Source organism: Nonomuraea sp. B1E8 (genome assembly GCF_039871515.1).
Lineage (GTDB): Bacteria > Actinomycetota > Actinomycetes > Streptosporangiales > Streptosporangiaceae > Nonomuraea.
This window is the reverse complement of record NZ_JBDPLS010000017.1, coordinates 76058-93361: the sequence shown is the minus strand read 5'-3', so window position 1 is coordinate 93361 and position 17304 is coordinate 76058. Positions and strand designations below refer to the sequence as shown.

At 70.4% G+C, this 17304-nt stretch carries 14 protein-coding genes and 2 pseudogenes; 7 read left to right on the top strand and 9 right to left on the bottom strand.

The features are described from left to right. Positions 1-215 precede the first annotated feature (215 nt). The 3 genes from ABGA98_RS39510 to ABGA98_RS39500 form a co-directional block, all read right to left on the bottom strand. Entirely contained in the window at positions 216-1547 is a 1332-nt protein-coding gene (locus tag ABGA98_RS39510; RefSeq protein WP_347623588.1) for a protein kinase, read from the bottom strand. A 100-nt stretch (positions 1548-1647) separates the two neighbouring features. Continuing rightward, positions 1648-2511: an alpha/beta hydrolase gene (locus ABGA98_RS39505; RefSeq protein ID WP_347623587.1), complete on the bottom strand. Its 864-nt coding sequence runs from the start codon at positions 2509-2511 to the stop codon at positions 1648-1650. An 87-nt stretch (positions 2512-2598) separates the two neighbouring features. Then, on the bottom strand, positions 2599-3765 hold the full coding sequence (locus tag ABGA98_RS39500; RefSeq protein ID WP_347623586.1) for an acyl-CoA dehydrogenase family protein: 1167 nt from the start codon (positions 3763-3765) through the stop codon (positions 2599-2601). Between the two features lie 140 nt (positions 3766-3905). Here ABGA98_RS39500 and ABGA98_RS39495 point away from each other — a divergent pair, with 140 nt between their 5' ends. After that, positions 3906-4463 carry a YceI family protein gene (locus ABGA98_RS39495; RefSeq protein ID WP_347623585.1) on the top strand — a complete coding sequence of 186 codons (558 nt, stop codon included), beginning with the start codon at positions 3906-3908 and terminating at the stop codon, positions 4461-4463. Between the two features lie 12 nt (positions 4464-4475). Here ABGA98_RS39495 and ABGA98_RS39490 read toward each other — a convergent pair whose 3' ends face one another. Then, positions 4476-5018, bottom strand: coding sequence for an MOSC domain-containing protein (locus ABGA98_RS39490; RefSeq protein ID WP_347623584.1), 543 nt, complete (start codon positions 5016-5018; stop codon positions 4476-4478). Positions 5019-5198: 180 nt separating this feature from the next. Here ABGA98_RS39490 and ABGA98_RS39485 point away from each other — a divergent pair, with 180 nt between their 5' ends. The 4 genes from ABGA98_RS39485 to ABGA98_RS39470 all read left to right on the top strand — a co-directional run bounded on the left by ABGA98_RS39485 (position 5199) and on the right by ABGA98_RS39470 (position 9738). Beyond that, positions 5199-6770, top strand: coding sequence for an alpha/beta fold hydrolase (locus ABGA98_RS39485; RefSeq protein WP_347623583.1), 1572 nt, complete (start codon positions 5199-5201; stop codon positions 6768-6770). Positions 6771-6888: 118 nt separating this feature from the next. Beyond that, on the top strand, positions 6889-7311 hold the full coding sequence (locus ABGA98_RS39480; RefSeq protein WP_347623582.1) for a hypothetical protein: 423 nt from the start codon (positions 6889-6891) through the stop codon (positions 7309-7311). After that, on the top strand, positions 7298-7789 hold the full coding sequence (locus ABGA98_RS39475; RefSeq protein WP_347623581.1) for a GNAT family N-acetyltransferase: 492 nt from the start codon (positions 7298-7300) through the stop codon (positions 7787-7789). The genes ABGA98_RS39480 and ABGA98_RS39475 overlap by 14 nt, the downstream gene beginning before the upstream one ends. A 314-nt stretch (positions 7790-8103) precedes the next feature. Then, positions 8104-9738, top strand: coding sequence for a BCCT family transporter (locus tag ABGA98_RS39470; RefSeq protein ID WP_347623580.1), 1635 nt, complete (start codon positions 8104-8106; stop codon positions 9736-9738). Between the two features lie 73 nt (positions 9739-9811). Here ABGA98_RS39470 and ABGA98_RS39465 read toward each other — a convergent pair whose 3' ends face one another. The 4 genes from ABGA98_RS39465 to ABGA98_RS39450 all read right to left on the bottom strand — a co-directional run bounded on the left by ABGA98_RS39465 (position 9812) and on the right by ABGA98_RS39450 (position 14914). After that, a complete protein-coding gene (locus ABGA98_RS39465; protein WP_347623579.1) occupies positions 9812-12316 on the bottom strand; it encodes a polysaccharide lyase family 8 super-sandwich domain-containing protein in 2505 nt (834 codons plus the stop codon). 95 nt (positions 12317-12411) lie between these two features. Then, positions 12412-13065: a hypothetical protein gene (locus tag ABGA98_RS39460; RefSeq protein ID WP_347623578.1), complete on the bottom strand. Its 654-nt coding sequence runs from the start codon at positions 13063-13065 to the stop codon at positions 12412-12414. Beyond that, positions 13062-14600, bottom strand: coding sequence for a hypothetical protein (locus tag ABGA98_RS39455; protein WP_347623577.1), 1539 nt, complete (start codon positions 14598-14600; stop codon positions 13062-13064). Before ABGA98_RS39455 ends, ABGA98_RS39460 begins: the two co-directional genes overlap by 4 nt. Further along, positions 14597-14914 (bottom strand): hypothetical protein, encoded by a 318-nt coding sequence (locus ABGA98_RS39450; protein ID WP_347623576.1) that lies wholly within the window; start codon positions 14912-14914, stop codon positions 14597-14599. Before ABGA98_RS39450 ends, ABGA98_RS39455 begins: the two co-directional genes overlap by 4 nt. A gap of 240 nt (positions 14915-15154) precedes the next feature. Between ABGA98_RS39450 and ABGA98_RS39445 the strand changes: the two are divergent. Continuing rightward, positions 15155-15271, top strand: a pseudogene (locus tag ABGA98_RS39445) (LacI family DNA-binding transcriptional regulator); the annotation flags it as partial. Between the two features lie 180 nt (positions 15272-15451). Here ABGA98_RS39445 and tnpA read toward each other — a convergent pair. Then, a pseudogene (gene tnpA / locus ABGA98_RS39440) lies at positions 15452-15806 on the bottom strand (IS200/IS605 family transposase). A gap of 40 nt (positions 15807-15846) precedes the next feature. On the opposite strand from tnpA, the gene ABGA98_RS39435 reads away from it, so the two are divergent. Further along, positions 15847-17043 (top strand): transposase, encoded by a 1197-nt coding sequence (locus tag ABGA98_RS39435; RefSeq protein WP_347623575.1) that lies wholly within the window; start codon positions 15847-15849, stop codon positions 17041-17043. Positions 17044-17304: the final 261 nt, after the last annotated feature.

The window sequence follows — 17304 nt, the reverse complement described above, 5'->3', positions numbered from 1 at the left end:
CCGGCGCCGGTCCGTCTTCGCCCCACGGGGTAGCCGGCGGCGGCGCCGTACCGGCACTGACGGTCGCGGCTCTGGCCGCTTCGATGGCGGTCACCGGTCCGTCCCTGGCTCCGGTGGCGGCGCAGGCGGCCACCACCTGCTGGGCCGTGCCCAGGGCCGCGGCACCCTCGTGCCCTCCAGGGGCTGACTGACCGGGTAGGCGGCGGGACATCCGCTCAGCGGCCGCGTCCCCAGCCGTTGCCGGGCTTCGCGTACGTGGCTCCCTTGGCCCTGCCGCCGTTCTTGGCCACCCCCGGCGGGAGGCGCCCCGAGCGCCACGCGCCGGTGGAGCGCGGCTGCGCGGCCCGGGGCGGGGTGCCGCGTGGCTGGGCGGTCCGGGACGGGGCGCCGGGTGGTCGTGCGGTTCGGGAGGGGTCGTCTTCGGAGGGCCTGCCGGTTGACGCACGGTAGGCGTGCAGCGCGTTGCTGGGCTGCGGCACCGGGTGGGTGACGGGTTCGGCGCGTGGCGTCTCGTGGCGAGGGCCGGCGACGTCGCCATCGGGCCAGGAGGTCGTGGCGAGCACCGCGAGTATCAGCGCGGTCACGGCGGCCGCCTGCCGCCACCGCCCGGGCGCGGCCGCCCGCGGGCGGGAGCGCAGGGCCGGGACGGGGAAGAGGGCGCCGTCGGCGGGGACGAGCGATGCGCGCTCGGCCCGGCTCGGAGCGGCCTCGTCGTGGGCCGGCTGCTCCGCCACCCGGAGCAGTTCCCGGTGGGCTTCGGCGGCCCCGATGCGGCGCTGGGGGTCCTTGTCCAGCAGGCCGGTGATGACCGCGGTGAGCGGCCCGGCCTGCCGCAGCGGGGCGGGGCTGCTGGTGAGCACCGCGCTCAGCGTGGCCAGCGCGCCGCTGTTGCCGAAGGGGGAGCGGCCCTCGACGGCCTCGTACAAGGTGGCGCCCAGCGACCACAGATCGGCCTGCGGGGTGGAGGGCCCGCCGCGCGCCCGCTCGGGGGCGATGTAGGCGGGCGTGCCGAGCACGATGCCCTCTCGCGTGAGGTGTGCCTGGTCGTCCAGCGTGGTGGCCAGCCCGAAGTCGGTCAGCACGGCGTGGCCGTCGTCGGACATCAACACGTTCGCGGGCTTGACGTCGCGGTGCACGATGCCCTTCGCGTGCGCGGCGCGCAGCGCGTCCAGCAGTTCCAGCCCGACGCGCGCCACGGTGGCGGCGGGCAGCGGTCCCCGTTCCCTGACCAGGTCGTCCAGGCTGCGGGATGGCACGTACTGCAGGACGATCCACGGCCGCTCGTCGGCCTCCACCACGTCGTACACGACGGCGATGTTCGGATGGCTCAGCCGGGCGGACAGGCGGGCCTCGCGCATGGTGCGCCCGAGCAGCACCTCCCGCTCGGGTCCTGGCTGGTGGGGCAGGCTGAGTTCCTTGACCGCGACCTGGCGGTCAAGGAGCTCGTCGTGGCCGCGCCAGACCGTGCCCATGCCACCCCGGCCCACCTCGGCCAGCAGCCGGTATCGCCCGGCCAGCAACCATCCTTCATAGGGCGAAACCGACATGTCGGCAGAACTACCCGATCAAGATCCGCGCGCCACGGTTTCGTCACACACCGTTGCGCATCCGTTACGATCTCGCGGACGAAGTGATGTGTGGCGGCCATCACAAGGGGCGTGTGGATTCGAGGACCTGGCGCAGCGTCGCGGCGAAGGCCTCCGGATCGCCTTTCATGCCGAACTCGCCGTCGAGGAACCCGGCGTGGTGGCTGGGGAAGACGACCGGGTCCGTGCCGAGGCGTGCGGCGACGGCCACGCCCGCACGGTGGGCCATCTCGCCCTCGGACTCCGCTCCGACGCCGACGACCACACGGGTCGAGGCGGCGCGCAGCGCCTCGAAGTCATGCTCGTAGTGCGTACAGGTCATGAGGTTCTGCGCGAACATCACGTCGTCCCGGGAACCGTCGTCCTCCGACGGCAGCCCGAGCTCCGCGGGGCTCTGCACGGGCCGGTCGGCGAAGTCTGCGGGGATCTCGCCGCGCAGGCCCGTGACCGCGATGAACTTCGCCATCGCCGCTCCGAACCCGTGCCGGTCGTAGGTGCGGCGGATGTCGGCCACGGCGGCCAGCGCCTGTTCCCTGTCCGGCAGGACCTGGGCGGCCGGGGGTTCGTGCGCGACGAGCGTGCGCACCTGTTCCGGGTGCCCGGCCACCAGCGCCAGCCCGTTGACGGCGCCGCCGCTGCTGGCGAAGATGTCCACCGGTCCGCCGCCGAGCGCGTCGATCAGCCGGTGCAGGTCGTCGGCGTGCTGGTCGGGCGTCGACTCGCCGCCGCCGGTGCGGGTGCTGCGGCCGCTCCCGCGCGGGTCGTAGGTGACCACCGTACGGTCGCGGAAACGGGCGGCCAGGCCGGTGAAGCCGCTGGCGTCCATCGGTGATCCGATCATCAGCAACATCGGCGCGCTGTTCGGCTCGCCCTCTCGTACGTCGTAGTGCAGGGTGCCGCCGGGCACCTCAAGGGTGTGGGCCATGGGTATGTCCTTTCTCCGACTTCGGTGATGAAGACCCGCGGCGGCGGCAGAACTCATCGGCCCCCGCGGGAACCGGTTCTGGGGAAACTACGCCCTCAGGCCGAACACCTCCCACGACTCGCCGGGAGCCAGCCCGGCCAGCTCGCGGCCGCACTCCTTGAGCACCTGGGGCCCCGAGGTGATGTGCGCGGTGCCGGCGTGGGCGTCCCTGAACAGCCGCTGCACCAGCCCGTCGCGCAGCGCCGAGGTGCCGCCCGACGCGTAGACGAACCGGGACACCTCGGCGATCGTCGAGGTGACGTGGTTGAGCGCCAGTCGCACCATCGTCTCCTGGCGTACGTCGAGCGTGCGGCCCGCGTCCAGGGTGAGTTCCGCGTCGTCCCACGTCTCGTGCACCAGGGCCCTGGCCGCGCGGAACGCCGCCTCCGTCCGGGCGAAGCCGGTGTGGAAGGCGTCACTGTCCGCGAGCTGGCCGGGCCGTCCCGCCCGCGCCCCCGCGTGCCGGACCAGCTCGTCGAGGAGCCGGCGGCCGACGCCGAGCGCCCAGCCGGAATGGCAGATCAGTGCCTGGTCGACCAGGCCGAGCCGGTAGAGCGCGCCGCCGCGCAGCGGCTCGTTCTGGGTGAAGACGTGCGACTGCGACTCCGGTACGAAGGCTCCGTCGATGGCGTAGTCGATGCTGCCCGTGGCACGCAGGCCCAGGACGTCCCAGTTGCCGAGCATCTTGACGTCGTCCATCGGCGTGATGAAGATCCGCACCTCGTCGGAGCCCTCGACGGCGCCCAGGCTGTGGGCGTACTGCGCGTGCAGCATGCCCGAGGCGAAACCCCACCGCCCGCTGAGCCGGAACCCACCGTCCTCGCGTACGGCGGTGCCCGGCCTGGTGCCCTGGCCCGCGACGAGCGGCATCCGCGGGCCGGCGAAGATGCGTTCGACGGCGTCGTCACCCAGGTAGGCCCCGGCCGTGCCGTTCTCGAGGGTGGTGGCCATGACCACCCAGCCCGTCGAGGGGTCGGCGTACGACAGCTCCTCGAAGACGGCGATCAGTTCCCGGGGGGACGATTCGGCGCCGCCGAGGGGCACGGGCACCCATACGCCGAAAAGTCCTGACTCGTGCAGGGCGTCCACGACGGAGGTGGTGAGCCTGCCGTGCGCCTCCGCCGCGTCCGCCTCGCGCTCGATCAGGGGGCGCAGGTCGCGGGCTCGCTCCAGCAGCTCGGTGCCGGCGGTGTGCAGTCGCCGCGTATCGCTCATCTCCAGGTGCTCCTGTCCGTGATCGATGGCACTCCTTCTCTGTCAGATCACGTCAGTCGCTCCTTGTCCAGCCGCCGGGGCGTGCGGGCCCCGGCACGCCGGGCCGCGGCGGGCGTACGACGCCGGGCTAACCTGGCACTATGGACGTTTCCGCTGGTGGCTACGGGCTGGGGCCCGAGTCCGGGCAGTTGCTGGTGCACACGACCCGCACCGGGCTGGGCGCCAAGGCCGGACATGACCTCACGATCGAGGTGACTCGCTGGCACGGCGAGGCCGCCGTCGATCCCGCCGATCCGGCCGGTTCCTCGGTGACCGTCGAGGTCGACGCGGATTCGCTCGTCGTCAGGCAAGGGACGGGCGGCGTCAAGCCGCTCACGGAGTCGGATCGCCGGGAGATCGGGAAGATCGTGGGCGAGAAGGTCCTGCACACCCGGCGCCACCCGACGATCACGTTCCGGTCGACCCGGGTCGAGGGGACCGCGGAGGAATTCCGCGTCGAGGGCGAGCTCACCCTCGTGGGTGTCACGCGGCCGGCCGAGGTGCGCGGCTCGCTGGCCGAGGGCCGGGTGCGCGGCTCGGCGGTCATCGTGCAGTCCCAGTGGGGCATCCGGCCCTATTCGGCGTTGTTCGGCGCGCTCAAGCTCAGCGACGAGGTCGAGGTGCGCTTCGACGTCGGTCTCGTGCCGAAGGAGGTCTGAGGCGGGCCGGGCTCAGACGCGGTCGAGCGGGCGATGGGGCTCGGCCGGGAGCTCCACCTTGATCGTGTCGCTGGGGCGCACGACGCCGCCCGTCCTGACGACGCTCATGACGCCGGTCTTGCGTACCAGGTTGCCCGCCTCGTCGCGGCCGACGACCTGCTTGAGCAGGCCGTCCTGGAAGTTGTCGATCTGCACGCAGGGGTTGCGCAGCCCGGTGACCTCCACGACGGCCTGCTCGCCGACGTGCAGCAGCGTGCCGGCCGGCAGGCCGAGCAGGTCGATGCCGCTGGTGGTGACGTTCTCGCCGAGCTCGCCCGGCCTGACCGTGTAGCCGGCCTGGTCCAGCTCCGCGAACAGCTCCTCGTGGATGAGGTGCACCTGGCGAAGGTTGGGCTGGGTGGGGTCCTGGGCCACCCGGGAGCGGTGCTTGACCGTCACGCCCGCGTGCACGTCGCCTTCCACCCCCAGGCCGGCGAGCAGGGTGATGCTCTCCCGGTTCGGCTTGGTGAAGGAGTATTCGCCGTTGCTGCTGACCGCCGTGACCGTCCCGTTCATCCGGTTCTGTCCCCCTGTGTGGCGTGGATAGCTGGGAAATCCAGTGTGCCAGATGCCGAAAAGGACGCACTTTGCGCCAAATTTCTCAGCTTTGCCACACGCGCCCCTGCGAGCCGGGATGATCAGGCCTGGCCGTGTGCCGCGCGAGCGGCCGGCTGATCGAGTGACGATTGGAGCAACGTGCGAAGACGATCTTCTCTGCTCGCCGCCGCGTTCACGGTGCTGGCGGCGCTGTTACCTCTTTCGACGGCCGGGGCGGCGGCCGCCGCGGACGGGGCCACGGGGGCCGCCGTCAAGGGCGGCATCACCTGGGCGCCCTGCGAGGAGGAGCCGGAAGCCGAGTGCGGCAAGCTCGCCGTGCCGATCGACTGGTCCAAGCCGAACGGCCCCAAGGTCGAGATCTCCCTCGCCCGCCGCAAGGCCCTCGACCCTGAGGCCCGCGTCGGATCCCTCGTGATCAACCCCGGTGGCCCCGGCGGATCCGGCGTGGAGGCCGTCTACGCCGCCCCCGGCTCCTACACCGAAGACCTGCGCAAGCACTTCGACATCGTCGGTTTCGACCCCCGGGGCGTGGGCCGCAGCCATCCGGTGACCTGCTCGGCGTCGGTGTACAACAAGTTCCCCTACGCCGTCATGAAGAGCCAGGCCGACTTCGACAAGTGGAAGGCGTTCGCCAAGGAGCTGCGCGAGGACTGCCGGCAGCGCACCGGCCCCCTCTACGACCACGTCGACTCGGTCAGCGTGGCCCGTGACGTCGAAGCCATCCGCGCCGCCCTCGGCGAGGGCAAGCTCAACTTCTACGGCATCTCGTACGGCACCCTGATCGGCCAGATGTACGCCGAGCTGTTCCCGGACAACATCCGGACCATGGCGCTCGACAGCAACATGGACCACAGCCTCGGCGTCGCGGCGTTCCTGACCACCGAGGCCGCCGCCGTGGAGGACGCGTTCGACCAGTTCGTCGGCTGGTGCGAGCAGGAGACCGCGTGCGCCCTGCACGGCAAGGACGTCCGTGAGGTGTGGGAGCGGCTGCTGAAGAAGGCGCGTGACGGCAAGCTCTACTACCCGGGCGTCAAGGACCGTCCGATGACCGAGATCCAGGTCCTGTGGCAGGGCGTGCTCGGCACGGAGGGCCCCGCCTGGCAGCTGCTCAGCCAGATGCTCAACGCCCTGGACGGCGGCCCGCTGCCGGACGAGGTGCCGCCGCTGCCCGGGCGGCAGCCGGTGTCGGGGGAGACCGTCGAGCTGAACACGACGATCCTGTGCGAGGACTACAAGCTGCCGGTGCGCAACTACCGGGAGTACGCCGCGCTGATGCGGCTCTCCTCCCGCGTCGCGCCCGACATGCGCCTCAACCCGATGCCGGTCGAGGACCTGCCCGTGTGCCTGGGCCACCCCACCAACAACCCGCAGCACCGGCTGCGGTACACGGGTGACGCCCCGATCCTGCTGGGCAACTCGATCCACGACCCCTCCACCCCGTGGATCTGGTCCGCCAACGTGGCCCGCCAGTTCGGCTCCAAGGCCACGCTCCTCACCTACGAGGGCTGGGGCCACCGCATCTACGGCAAGGACAGGTGCAGCACCGTGCCCTTCGACGAGTACCTGATCTCGTTGAAGATGCCGAAGAAGGGCGCCCGCTGCGAGGTCGGCGGCACCGACCCGACGCTCAGGATGTTGAAGAAGGAGGTGTGGCCGACGGACGGGCTCAAGTGGGGCAGCCCGGTCGCGTCCGCGGCAGCTCGGCGCTGAAGCGCCGGCCCGCGCCGAGCTGAACGGCGCGGGCCCTCCTGAGGGCGGCATCTCCGGATGCCGCCCTTTCTGTGTTCTGCCGCCACACCGACACCGGGCGGCGGCGTATCGTCGCGGTGTGGCGCGTTTCCTCTGCTTCGCCTGCCGTAACCCGATCACCCTGTCCGTGCGGAAGATCCCGCTTCCCCCGTACAAGGAGCAGCCGGTCGACGCGACCGTGTGGTACGAAAGGATCAAGCAGCCGCGGATGCCGCGCGGGACGTACGCGGCCAACCACCACCCCCACGAGCTCTCGGATGAGCCTCCCGGCCTGGTCATCCATCCCGATGACGCCGTCGGCATGCGGCTGCATCCGGACATCTCCCGGCTCACCGGCTGCTGCGGGATCAGCGCGATCGTCGGCCCCAACCTCGTCTGCGCGGCCTGCGGGGCCGAAGTCGCCGTCCACCAGGCCGACTGTCATACGGAGAACCAGGTGACGCTGCTGGCGGAGGCCGTCATCCTGTCGTACGCCCAGGACGACGACGATGGCTGCGGGTGAGGGGCGGCGCGTGGAGACCATCGAGACGCCGCGCCTCGTGCTGCGGCCGCTGCGCGTCGAGCACGCCGACGAGATGGCCGCCGTGCTGTCCGACCCCGCCCTGCACGCCTTCACCGGCGGCGTCCCGCTCACCGCGCAGGAGTTGCGCGCCCGCTACGAGCGGCTGGTGGCCGGGCCGCCGGGCTGGCGCAACTGGGTGGTGTGGTCGCGGGAGGACGAGCGCCTCACCGGCTACGTGCAGGCCACGGTCGAGGGCAGGACCGCCGAGATCGCCTGGGTGATCGGCACGCCGTGGCAGGGGCGCGGCCTGGCCTCGGAGGCGGCGAAGGCGTTGGTCGACCGGCTGGTGGGGCAGGGGACGGGCACGATCGTCGCGCACATCCATCCCGGCCACGCGGCCTCGGCCGCCGTCGCCGCGGCTGCGGGTCTGCGGTCGACCGGGCGGTGGCACGACGGCGAGATCCGCTGGGAACGCTGAGCGCGGGACGTCCCTAACGAAGGAGTCACGGGCGTAGATCACCGTGATATCAGAGGACGCTTGATCATGGACAAAGGTTTACGCGTTTGACCGATTGTAATAGTTTTTTTGGACGTTCGAAGATCATTCGGTAACGTCGTGTAAGCAGTCCGTACGCATCCGAGACGGACGCGTACTCGAACACGGACGCGTACACGAGAAAAGGCCGAGAGGAACTCGTGGAACAGCAACCACAGGACACCGGAAAAATCATGGATACATCGGGAGGAGTCAAAGCCGCCCTTCCACCCCGGACCGACTGGGTGGTGTTCGGGGTGGCCGCTGCGCTGACCCTTGCCTTCGTCATCTGGGGAGCGGTCGCCACCGACACGCTGGAGGGCGTGTCGACCTCCATGCTCGCCTGGACGATGCACAACCTGGGCTGGGCATTCGTGCTCGCGGCCTCGGGCTTCGTGGTGTTCGTGCTCTGGCTGGCGTTCAGCAAGTACGGCAAGATCACCCTGGGCCAGGAGGGCGAGGAGCCCGAGTTCAAGACCGTGTCCTGGGTCGCGATGATGTTCAGCGCCGGCATGGGCATCGGGTTGATGTTCTATGGGGTGGCCGAGCCGCTCACGCACTTCGCCGAGCCCCCTCCCGGCACGGTCGAGGCCACCGCGGCCCCGGCCACGCGCATGGAGACCTCGCTGGCCACCACGCTCTTCCACTGGACGCTGCATCCCTGGTCGATCTACGCCGTGGTCGGCCTGGCCATCGCCTACGGGTGCTATCGCCGCGGCCGGCGGCAGACGATCAGCGCGGTGTTCACCCCGCTGATCGGCGAGCGGCACGCCAACGGAGCCGTGGGCAAGGTCATCGACATCCTGGCCATCTTCGCCACCCTGTTCGGCTCGGCCGCCTCCCTCGGCCTCGGCGCGCTGCAGATCGGCAGCGGGGTCAAGGAGGTCGGCTGGATGGCGGAGGTCGGCGAAGGCCTGCTCATCGTAATCATCGCGGTGCTGACGGCGGCGTTCGTGTTGTCGGCGGTCTCCGGCGTGGAGAAGGGCATCCAGTGGCTGTCCAACACCAACATGGTGCTGGCGCTGGTGCTGGTCCTGTTCCTCTTCCTGGTCGGCCCGACCGTGCTGATCCTCAACCTCATCCCCACCTCACTCGGCTCGTTCGTCGGCGACCTGGCCCAGATGGCGGCCCGCACCGAGGCCAGCGGCGGTGAAGGGGTCGCCGCCTGGCTGTCGGGCTGGTCGGTGTTCTACTGGGCGTGGTGGATCTCCTGGACGCCCTTCGTCGGCCTGTTCATCGCCCGCATCAGCCGGGGCCGCACCATCCGGCAGTTCGTCGGCGGCGTGATCCTGGTGCCCAGCGTGGTCAGCCTGGTCTGGTTCGCGGTCTTCGGCGGCACGGCGATGAGCCTGGAGGCCGGAGGCGCGCGGCTGACCAGCGAGGCCACCGCGGAGGGTCAGCTGTTCGCGCTGCTCAACGAATATCCCCTCGCGGGCGTCACGACCCTGCTCGTGATGATCCTGGTCGGCATCTTCTTCGTCTCCGGGGCGGACGCCGCCTCGATCGTCATGAGCACGCTTTCGCAGCGCGGCACCATGGAGCCCAGCCGGGTCGTCGTGATCGTCTGGGGCGTGCTGACCGGCGCGGTCGCGGCCATCATGCTGCTGCTCGGCGGCGGTGGCGACGCGGCGCTCACCGGGCTGAAGAACCTGACCATCCTGGCCGCGGTGCCGTTCATGGTGGTGATGGCGGGCATGTGCGTGGCGCTCACGCGTGACCTGCGGCACGACCCGCTGATCCTGCGCGGGCAGCGCGGCGAGGAGGCCGTGGAGTCGGCCGTCATCACCGGCCACGAGCTCTACGACGGCGAGTTCGAACTCGCGGTCGTCGGCGCCAATGGCGACAACGCCGAGGATGACAAGGCCGGCGGCGACACGCCGGTCAAGAAGTAGGCCCACCGAAGAACGACGCCTCCCGGTGGCGACCGGGGGCGTCGTTTTTCATGGTGGTGCGCTGACCACCCCGTCAGCGCAGGGTGGCGGTGAAGGTGCGTCCGTGGGCGTGGCGGGTCGCCGCCCGGACCTGCGTGCCGCCCGGCACGCGGCGCACCGTCACACCCTCGTCGGCGGTGTCCAGGCGGAGAGACCGGCCACGCAGGACGACCGTGACGTGGTCGCGTTTCATCGTGGGGTCGGACAGGGCGACGACCGTGCGCTCGCCGCCGCGGACGACGACCGAGGCGGGGCCGTCGATGAGCAGGCGTTCCGCGTGGCGCGGGCCGCCGCCGAAGACGTTGGCGGCGACGATCCCGAGCTCCTCGTGCTTGACCGCCTGCACGTGCCGGTCGTTGGCCAGCACGGTCAGCGGGCCGTCCGCGTAGCCGCGCAGCCGGGCCTCCGTCGCGTTCGGGACCAGGGCGTAGGCGACGGCCGAGACCCCGCCGGCGGCCGGATGGGCGATGGAGGCGGTGAAGACGTTCTTGGTCACGCTCGTGTCGGGATTGTTCGCCCGCACGACCCTGCGGCTGCGGGTCACCGTCTCCAGGCCGGCGGCGACGGGCTGCCGGGTGAGGAAGGCGTATCCGACCGCGGTGCGGCGAGTGTCGTTGGCGTATCGCAACCAGCGCGGCGGCGAGGTGTCGCCCGCCCGCCAGGACCCGCCACGCCAGCCCTCGCCGGTCAGCACGACCGTGTCCCCGGGCGCGGCGATGCGGCTGTCCACGGTGGTCACCGCGGCGCGCCGGTCCTGGCCCGAGACGTCCGCGGCCAGCACCACGATCTCGTCGTCGAACATGAACCACGACTTGGTCGCGCGGGCGTTGCGGTAGACGACGAAGTCGTCGGGCAGGACGCCCTGTTGCTTGGCGGTGTAGGCGGCGTCGTCCGACTGCACCATGCCGGCCACGCCGTACGCGCCGAGCGTGGCGCCGCCGGAGAAGGCGTTGCCGGCCAGGGGGAAGTAGACGTAGGTGTTCTGCGACTCCGAGGAGGAGGTGAAGTTGAGCGGATGGTCCGGGTTCTCGTACCAGAACCGGCCGTACAGGTCGGGGACCGTGCGCCGCTCCTCCTCCGGCGCGGTGATCCCGGCCAGCCGGTACGGCGAGACGGCCGTGTAGTAGTCGACGCCGAAGACCTCGCGCTGGTCCTCGCCCGACAGGTAGAGGTAGTAGGCGCCGTCGCCCTGGAACCAGGGCATGAGGTTCTCGCCGTTCATGTACTCGTACTTGCTGATCCGGTCGGAGCTGCGCGCCAGCGCGAAGGCGTAACCGGGGCGGCGGTGCACGGTCCTGTCCATCGAGTTGAACGCCACCGAACGCTCGGGCGGGTTCAGGTCGGCGGCCGGGATGGCGGAGTCGGCGCGGATGGCCGCGTAGCGGGCGATGCTGACCGGGGAGACGAACGTGCCCGTGTCGGCCTCCGGCAGGAACTTGACGTATTTCTTCAGGGCCAGCGAGCCGTCGCCCTCGACGTGGTCGGCCAGGTCGGCGATGGCCTCCACGATCACCTGGACGTCGGAGTAGCCGGTGTTCGTCCGCGAGACCGCCCGCCCCTTGACGATCTCCATCATCCACCCCTCGAAGATCAGCGGGGCGAAGCCGTCGGAGACCCAGCGGTGGACCACGCCGGCCAGGTCGGAGCCGCCGCCGCTCGTCGCGCCTTCGAGCGTCCTGAGGGTCTGCACCACGCGGGTCAGCAGGGCACGCCCGTAGGAGCCGGTGTAGGCGACGGAGTGGTGCTGGATGAAGGAGCCGTCGTGGTAGTAGCCGTCGGTGACCCCGTGCTGCAGGTCGTAGGGGTCGATCGTGGCGAAGACGGTGGCCTGGTCGGAGATGGCCTTGGAGATGCGGGCGTCGTCGCCGGTGAGCGCGCCCTGCAGGATGCGGTTGCCGGTGATGTCGGCCAGGTTGGCCCCGGTGTGGAAGCGCGAGTCGAGGTCGACGTCGCCGTCCTTGCCGTTGCGCAGGTAGGCGTCCATCGAGGCGATGTACGTGGCCGTCAGGTCGGGGCGTGTTTCCCGCACCCGCTCGTCCAGCAGGACCAGCGTCCTGCTCACGTGGGTGGGGATGCCGATCTCCCAGCTGTGCCAGTTGCCGTAGTAGCCCTTCGACTGGTCGCCGAAGTAGCGCTCGTGCAGCCACTGGAGCCCGTCGACGACCCGGCGCTGGACGGCGGCGTCACCGTCGAGCTCGCCGCCGGGGCTGCGGGTCGCGAGCGCGATCTCGTACAGGTACTGGTAGGCCGTGCGCAGGTTGGCGTCGTTGGTGCCGAGCGCCAGGCCGGCGAACAGCTCGCCGTCGCCCGCCTCGTCCATCGCGGCCAGCCGCCGCCTGGCGGTGTCCAGCATCGCCGCCAGCTTGCCGGCGACCTCGGGGCGGGCGTTGACCTCCGCGGTCCCCGCGAAGGTCGCCACGGTGTTGGCGAGCAGCCGCGCGTGGTCGGTCGCCGACGCGGCGGCGGCGCGCAAGGGTGCGGCTGCCATCGCGAGCAGGCCGGCGGCCGGGAGGAGGGAGAGGATCTGACGACGGGACATGTGCGGCACTGCGGACTCCATGCCGTTGGGGGGTATGCCGGGCTCACCCTACATGATCTAGTTTTCCCAGCCCAGACCGCACGCGTGACGGGACGTCACCGTACGTTGCCCGATGGCTTGCGGCCGCTTTCGCCCATGACCACCGGTGGGCCGTCGGTGCGCTTCTTCGACGGGAGGTCGCCGGATTCCACGCAGTTTCGCCCCGCGGGCAGGGCCGGCGGCCGGTCGGGGAACAGGTCGGTGACCGGCTCGTGTGAGCTCGGTGCGCGCATCTCGATGGTCATCTCGACGTCGCCCGGCAACTGCCCGAGCCCCTGGGCGAGGGCGAAGTAGGACACGCCGTCCACGACCTTGTAGGCGTGCGCGGCGAATGACCACGCGTCCCAGGCGCCCTCCGCCGGTGGGTCGGGGTCACTGGACTTGCGTGGCGGCAGGCACACCGTGGCGTAGACAGTCCAGCCGCCGTCGCGTAGTTTCCGCATGCCCTTCGCGGCCCACTGCCGCGCCTCGCCGGCCGGATCCGCGGCCGGGCCGTCGGCCAGGACCACGGCCACCGTGCCCCGGGTGGCGGGCAGGTCGTCCGACTTCCGGAACGCGACCCTGCGGGCCGGCTCCTTGACGGCCTCACCGACGAACGGCTGCGACAACATGACGTCGAGCCGCGCCTGGTCGGCGCGCGTCGTGGCGCCGGAGGCGGCACACCCGCTCAGCAGCACGTAGATCGGCACCAGCAGGAGTCGCCGGCTCATCGGGGGGTCACCACACCCTGAACGTGGTCGTAGCCCAGGGCCGAGACGTCGCCGTTGCGGAAGTCGTCCTCGCTGACGCGGGTCATCTCCCCGCTCGGGTTGTAGAAGACCAGGTTGTCGCCCTCGTGCCCGACGAGCAGCACGTAGTGGGCCGGGTAGGAGTCGCCGATGAGGACCGGCACGGTGTGGCCGGCGTCCACCGCGCCGACGGCGTCGTTGAGCGCCGGGTTGACAGATCCGGCGTCGGTGTCGTCGACGATCCGCCAGTCGTAGCGCGTGCCGAAGGAGTCGGCGTGCTCGTTCATCTCGCCGCTCAGTCCCCAAGGGGAGGTGCCCAGGCTCTGCGGCCACACGGTGTTGGTGGAGTCGTGGATGCGGTTCTGCTCGTCGGTGAACCTCTGCCGGAGCTCGGCGGCCGACAGAGGGTTGCCCTTGTCGTCGGTGGTCAGGCTGAGCGCGTACAGCGGGTCGTTCATGGCGCGGGCCACCATGATCGAGGTGGAGCCGCAGGTCGTCTGGTCCTGCTGCTCCAGCTCGACGCCGTTGACGCGCACCGTTCCGCTGCTCGCCGGGTCGACCAGGCTGAGGTGCTCGCGCAACCAGCTCTCGCTCTTGCCGCGGATGGTCGAGGCGAAGGTGGAGATGTCATCGACCGAGTGGCCGGCTGCGAGGGCCTTCATCAGGTAGGCGCGTTCCGCCTCGGAGTCGGCGTCGTCGAGGAGGCGCTGCATGCGGGCGCGGTCGTCGTCCGACAGCGCCTCCATCTTCTCGGCGGCCCTGGCCAGCTGCGCCGTGCTCAGGATGCCGTTCTCCTCCTGCGCGGTGCCGTCGATGCCCGCGGCCGCCAGCAGCACCGCGTCGAAGGCGTCGATGTGCGGCGACCGGACCGCGCCCGCGCGTGCCTTGCCGTGCACGTCGCGGAGCCCGCGCTGCAGCGTGTCCACTGCGGTCTGCAGGTCTTCGAAGACGCTGATGGCGCCGGTGATGGCCCCGACGGCCCGGCGGATGTCATCGGCGATGCCGCCGTCGCCGTCGAACGGCCACACGGTGTTCCACATGTTGCGCACGATGTCCTGGGCGCTGTTGAGCTCGCCCACCGCGTCGAGCAGGTCCCGCCGGTGCTCGCCGAGCCTGCGTTTCAGCCGGCGGAGCTCCTCGGCGTATTCCGTCAGCAACGTGTCCGCCTTACGCATGGCGGGCGCTGCCTGCTGCAGCAGGTCGTCGGTCGCCTTGAGCGCGGCGAGCGCCTCGGTGGCGGCCTCGCCCTTCCAAACCGACGGCACCGAGACCCGCGTATGGTCGAGGTCGGTGGCGGCCGTGTCGATGGCGCCCGCCATTCTGCGGAAGGCCCTGCCGAGGTCGTCGATGCCGTCGGGATCGCCGGGCACGTCCCTGAGGACCGAGCTCAGCGTGTTGATGGTGCTGATGACCTCGCCGATCATGGTGACCGGGTTGGCGATCGTCGCGAGGACGCCGACGCCCTGCTTGAGCCGGTTGATCGCGGTCGAGACCTGCAGATAGTCGTCCGAGGTCATGGACGGTCACCGGAGGTGGGCGTCTGCCTGGACCGGAGGTAGTCCTCGACCGACTCGAACCCCTCGGCTGCCGCGCGCGTCGCCAGGCACCACTTCTCGAGCACCTCGCGATAGACGGTGAACTCCTTCTCCCAGACCTCGCGCACGCCGGCGACGGCGTCGGCCGGGTCGCCAAGCTCGAATTCGGGCTCGGGGGAGTCGACCTTCTCCTTCCAGTCACGGCGGGCGATCCGGAGGTCGTTCGCGGTGTCGCAGACGACTCCTGCTCTCCTCTTGATCCCGCTGTAGGCGTACAGGGCACCTGAAGAGTTCATGGTTCCTCCGGAGGTCAGCACCTGTGCGGATGGGAAGAGAACGCACGGATGAGGCATACGTGACCAGGGCTGACAAAGTTTACAGCTAATCTTTAATGTGCACTATGGCCAGGCGTCTCCATGTGAGACGCCTGGCCGGTGCGGCGCTCTCGTACGGCGAAAAAACCCGATGAGATCGCAAGGCCGCGAACAGTACGATGACACCCTCTCTGATGCCGATCCCGGGTAGGGCGTTGCCTGATGGCTGTGAGCATGCACGACGTGGCTCGCGCCGCCGGTGTGTCACAGCGCACGGTCTCCAACGTCGTCAACAACTACGAACACGTCCGCCCAGAGACCCGCCAGCGCGTCCTCGACGCCATGGCCCATGCTCGGCTACGTCCGCTTCGACGACGTCGAGGAGGCCCGCTACCGGGTTCGTCCGCAGTGCTCCGGCCTTCAGGCCGGGGGCGAAGCGGATTCGCCCCCGTAACGGGGCAGGGAAAGCCGGATCGCCGTCAAGGCGATCCGGCTTTCCCTGCACTCAGATACCGGCACTCAGACCAGGCGGTTCTGTTGCTCGATGTACTGCCGCAGGACACTGATCGGCGCGCCGCCGACGCTCCCGGCGAAGTAGGAGCCCGACCACAGCTGCGCAGTCGCCGGGAGGACGCCCCTTTCAGTGGGTTGACCAGGCGGGACAGTGCGACCTTCGGCGGGAGATTCACCAGCAGATGGACGTGGCTGCTCTCGCCGTTGAATTCGGCCAACTCGCACTCGAAGTCCGCGCACGCCTCCCGCATGATCTGCTCCATGCGCTCTACGTGGGCGCCAGTGAACACCTGATGCCGGAACTTGGAACGAAGACCAAATGAGCTTGCAGGACGAAAACACAGTTTCTGCCGTTTCTGATGTCTCCATGTTAGGCCATAAACCAATGGTAGGATCATGGTGTGCAGCTTCGGTACAACGTGCGCCTCTACCCGACCGCCGGTCAGCGCCAGGCGCTGGCCCGCGCGTTCGGGTGCGCGCGGACGGTGTACAACGACGCCCTGCGTGCGCGACAGGACGCCCATGCGGCCGGACTGCCGTACGTCTCCGACGGGAACCTGTCGAAGCGGGTCATCACGGCGGCGAAGCAGACACCGGAACGCTTCTGGCTGGGCGAGGTCTCCGCCGTGCTCCTCCAGCAGGCCCTGGCCGACCTGAACACCGCCTACCGCAACTTCTTCGCTTCGATCACCGGCAAACGCAAAGGGCCGAAGGTCGCCGCTCCCCGATTCCGGTCCAAGAGGGACAACCGGCAGGCGATCCGCTTCACCCGCAACGCCCGGTTCTCCATCACGGCGGGCGGACGGCTGCGCCTGCCGAAGGTCGGCGACGTGCCGGTGCGCTGGTCGCGTTCCTTGCCCGCCGAGCCCTCCAGCGTGACGGTGGTCAAGGACGCCGCCGGGCGGTACTTCGCGTCGTTCGTGGTCGAGGCCGGCGACGAGCCGCTGCCGGAGGCCGCCTCCGAGGTCGGTATCGACCTGGGCCTGACGCACTTTGCGGTGCTGTCGGACGGCCGGAAGATCGACAACCCGCGTTTCCTGCGCCGCGCCGAACGCCGGTTGAACAAGGCCCAGCAGGCCCTGTCCCGCAAGGCGAAAGGTTCGGCGAACAGGAAGAAGGCCGTCGCCCGGGTCGCCCGCGCACACGCGAGGGTGGCCGACGCGCGCCGGGACTTCGCGCACAAGCTGTCCACCGCGTTGATCCGCGAGAACCAAGCGGTGTACGTGGAGGACCTTGCCGTGAAGGGCCTGGCCCGCACGAAGCTCGCCAAGTCGGTGCACGACGCCGGATGGGGCCGGTTCACGGCGATGCTGGCCTACAAAGCCGCCCGCGCCGGGCGGACCCTCGTGAGGATCGACCGCTGGTTCCCCAGTTCGAAGTTGTGCTCGGCGTGTGGCGCGCCGGCCAAGTCCATGCCGCTGAACGTCCGGTCGTGGGAGTGCCCGTGCGGCGCGGTCCACGACCGGGATGTCAACGCGGCGATCAACATCCTGGCCGCCGGACGGGCGGACAGGCTAAACGCCTGTGGAGCGCGGGTAAGACCGGGGCCTGCCCCGGCACAGCGCGACGAAGCAGGAAGCCTCAGAGGTGCCGCATGATGCGGCACGGGCTGAACCGCGGCCTTCAGGCCGGGGAGCGCGTCAATCGACGCCGTCGCTGACCTCCGTCTCCCCCGACGTCGAACCGATGGCCGCCCACGCCGTCGCGATGCTCCACGAGCAGATCACCGGAAAGCCCGGCGGGCGCGCGTCGCACATCATGGTCGACTTCCACCTGAAGTGCGCGAGTCCAGTCAGTGAAGGGTCGGCGCGCCCCGGCGTCCCGTCTCGAACGCCTCGGTGATCCGGTACGCGACCCGC

What these genes read in the sequence shown, in the direction of transcription:
- ABGA98_RS39510 (WP_347623588.1), bottom strand. Translation starts at nt 1,547, where the DNA reads ATGTCGGTTTCGCCCTATGAAGGATGGTTGCTGGCCGGGCGATACCGG.
- ABGA98_RS39505 (WP_347623587.1), bottom strand. Translation starts at nt 2,511, where the DNA reads ATGGCCCACACCCTTGAGGTGCCCGGCGGCACCCTGCACTACGACGTA.
- ABGA98_RS39500 (WP_347623586.1), bottom strand. Translation starts at nt 3,765, where the DNA reads ATGAGCGATACGCGGCGACTGCACACCGCCGGCACCGAGCTGCTGGAG.
- ABGA98_RS39495 (WP_347623585.1), top strand. Translation starts at nt 3,906, where the DNA reads ATGGACGTTTCCGCTGGTGGCTACGGGCTGGGGCCCGAGTCCGGGCAG.
- ABGA98_RS39490 (WP_347623584.1), bottom strand. Translation starts at nt 5,018, where the DNA reads ATGAACGGGACGGTCACGGCGGTCAGCAGCAACGGCGAATACTCCTTC.
- ABGA98_RS39475 (WP_347623581.1), top strand. Translation starts at nt 7,298, where the DNA reads ATGGCTGCGGGTGAGGGGCGGCGCGTGGAGACCATCGAGACGCCGCGC.
- ABGA98_RS39465 (WP_347623579.1), bottom strand. Translation starts at nt 12,316, where the DNA reads ATGTCCCGTCGTCAGATCCTCTCCCTCCTCCCGGCCGCCGGCCTGCTC.
- ABGA98_RS39460 (WP_347623578.1), bottom strand. Translation starts at nt 13,065, where the DNA reads ATGAGCCGGCGACTCCTGCTGGTGCCGATCTACGTGCTGCTGAGCGGG.
- ABGA98_RS39455 (WP_347623577.1), bottom strand. Translation starts at nt 14,600, where the DNA reads ATGACCTCGGACGACTATCTGCAGGTCTCGACCGCGATCAACCGGCTC.
- ABGA98_RS39450 (WP_347623576.1), bottom strand. Translation starts at nt 14,914, where the DNA reads ATGAACTCTTCAGGTGCCCTGTACGCCTACAGCGGGATCAAGAGGAGA.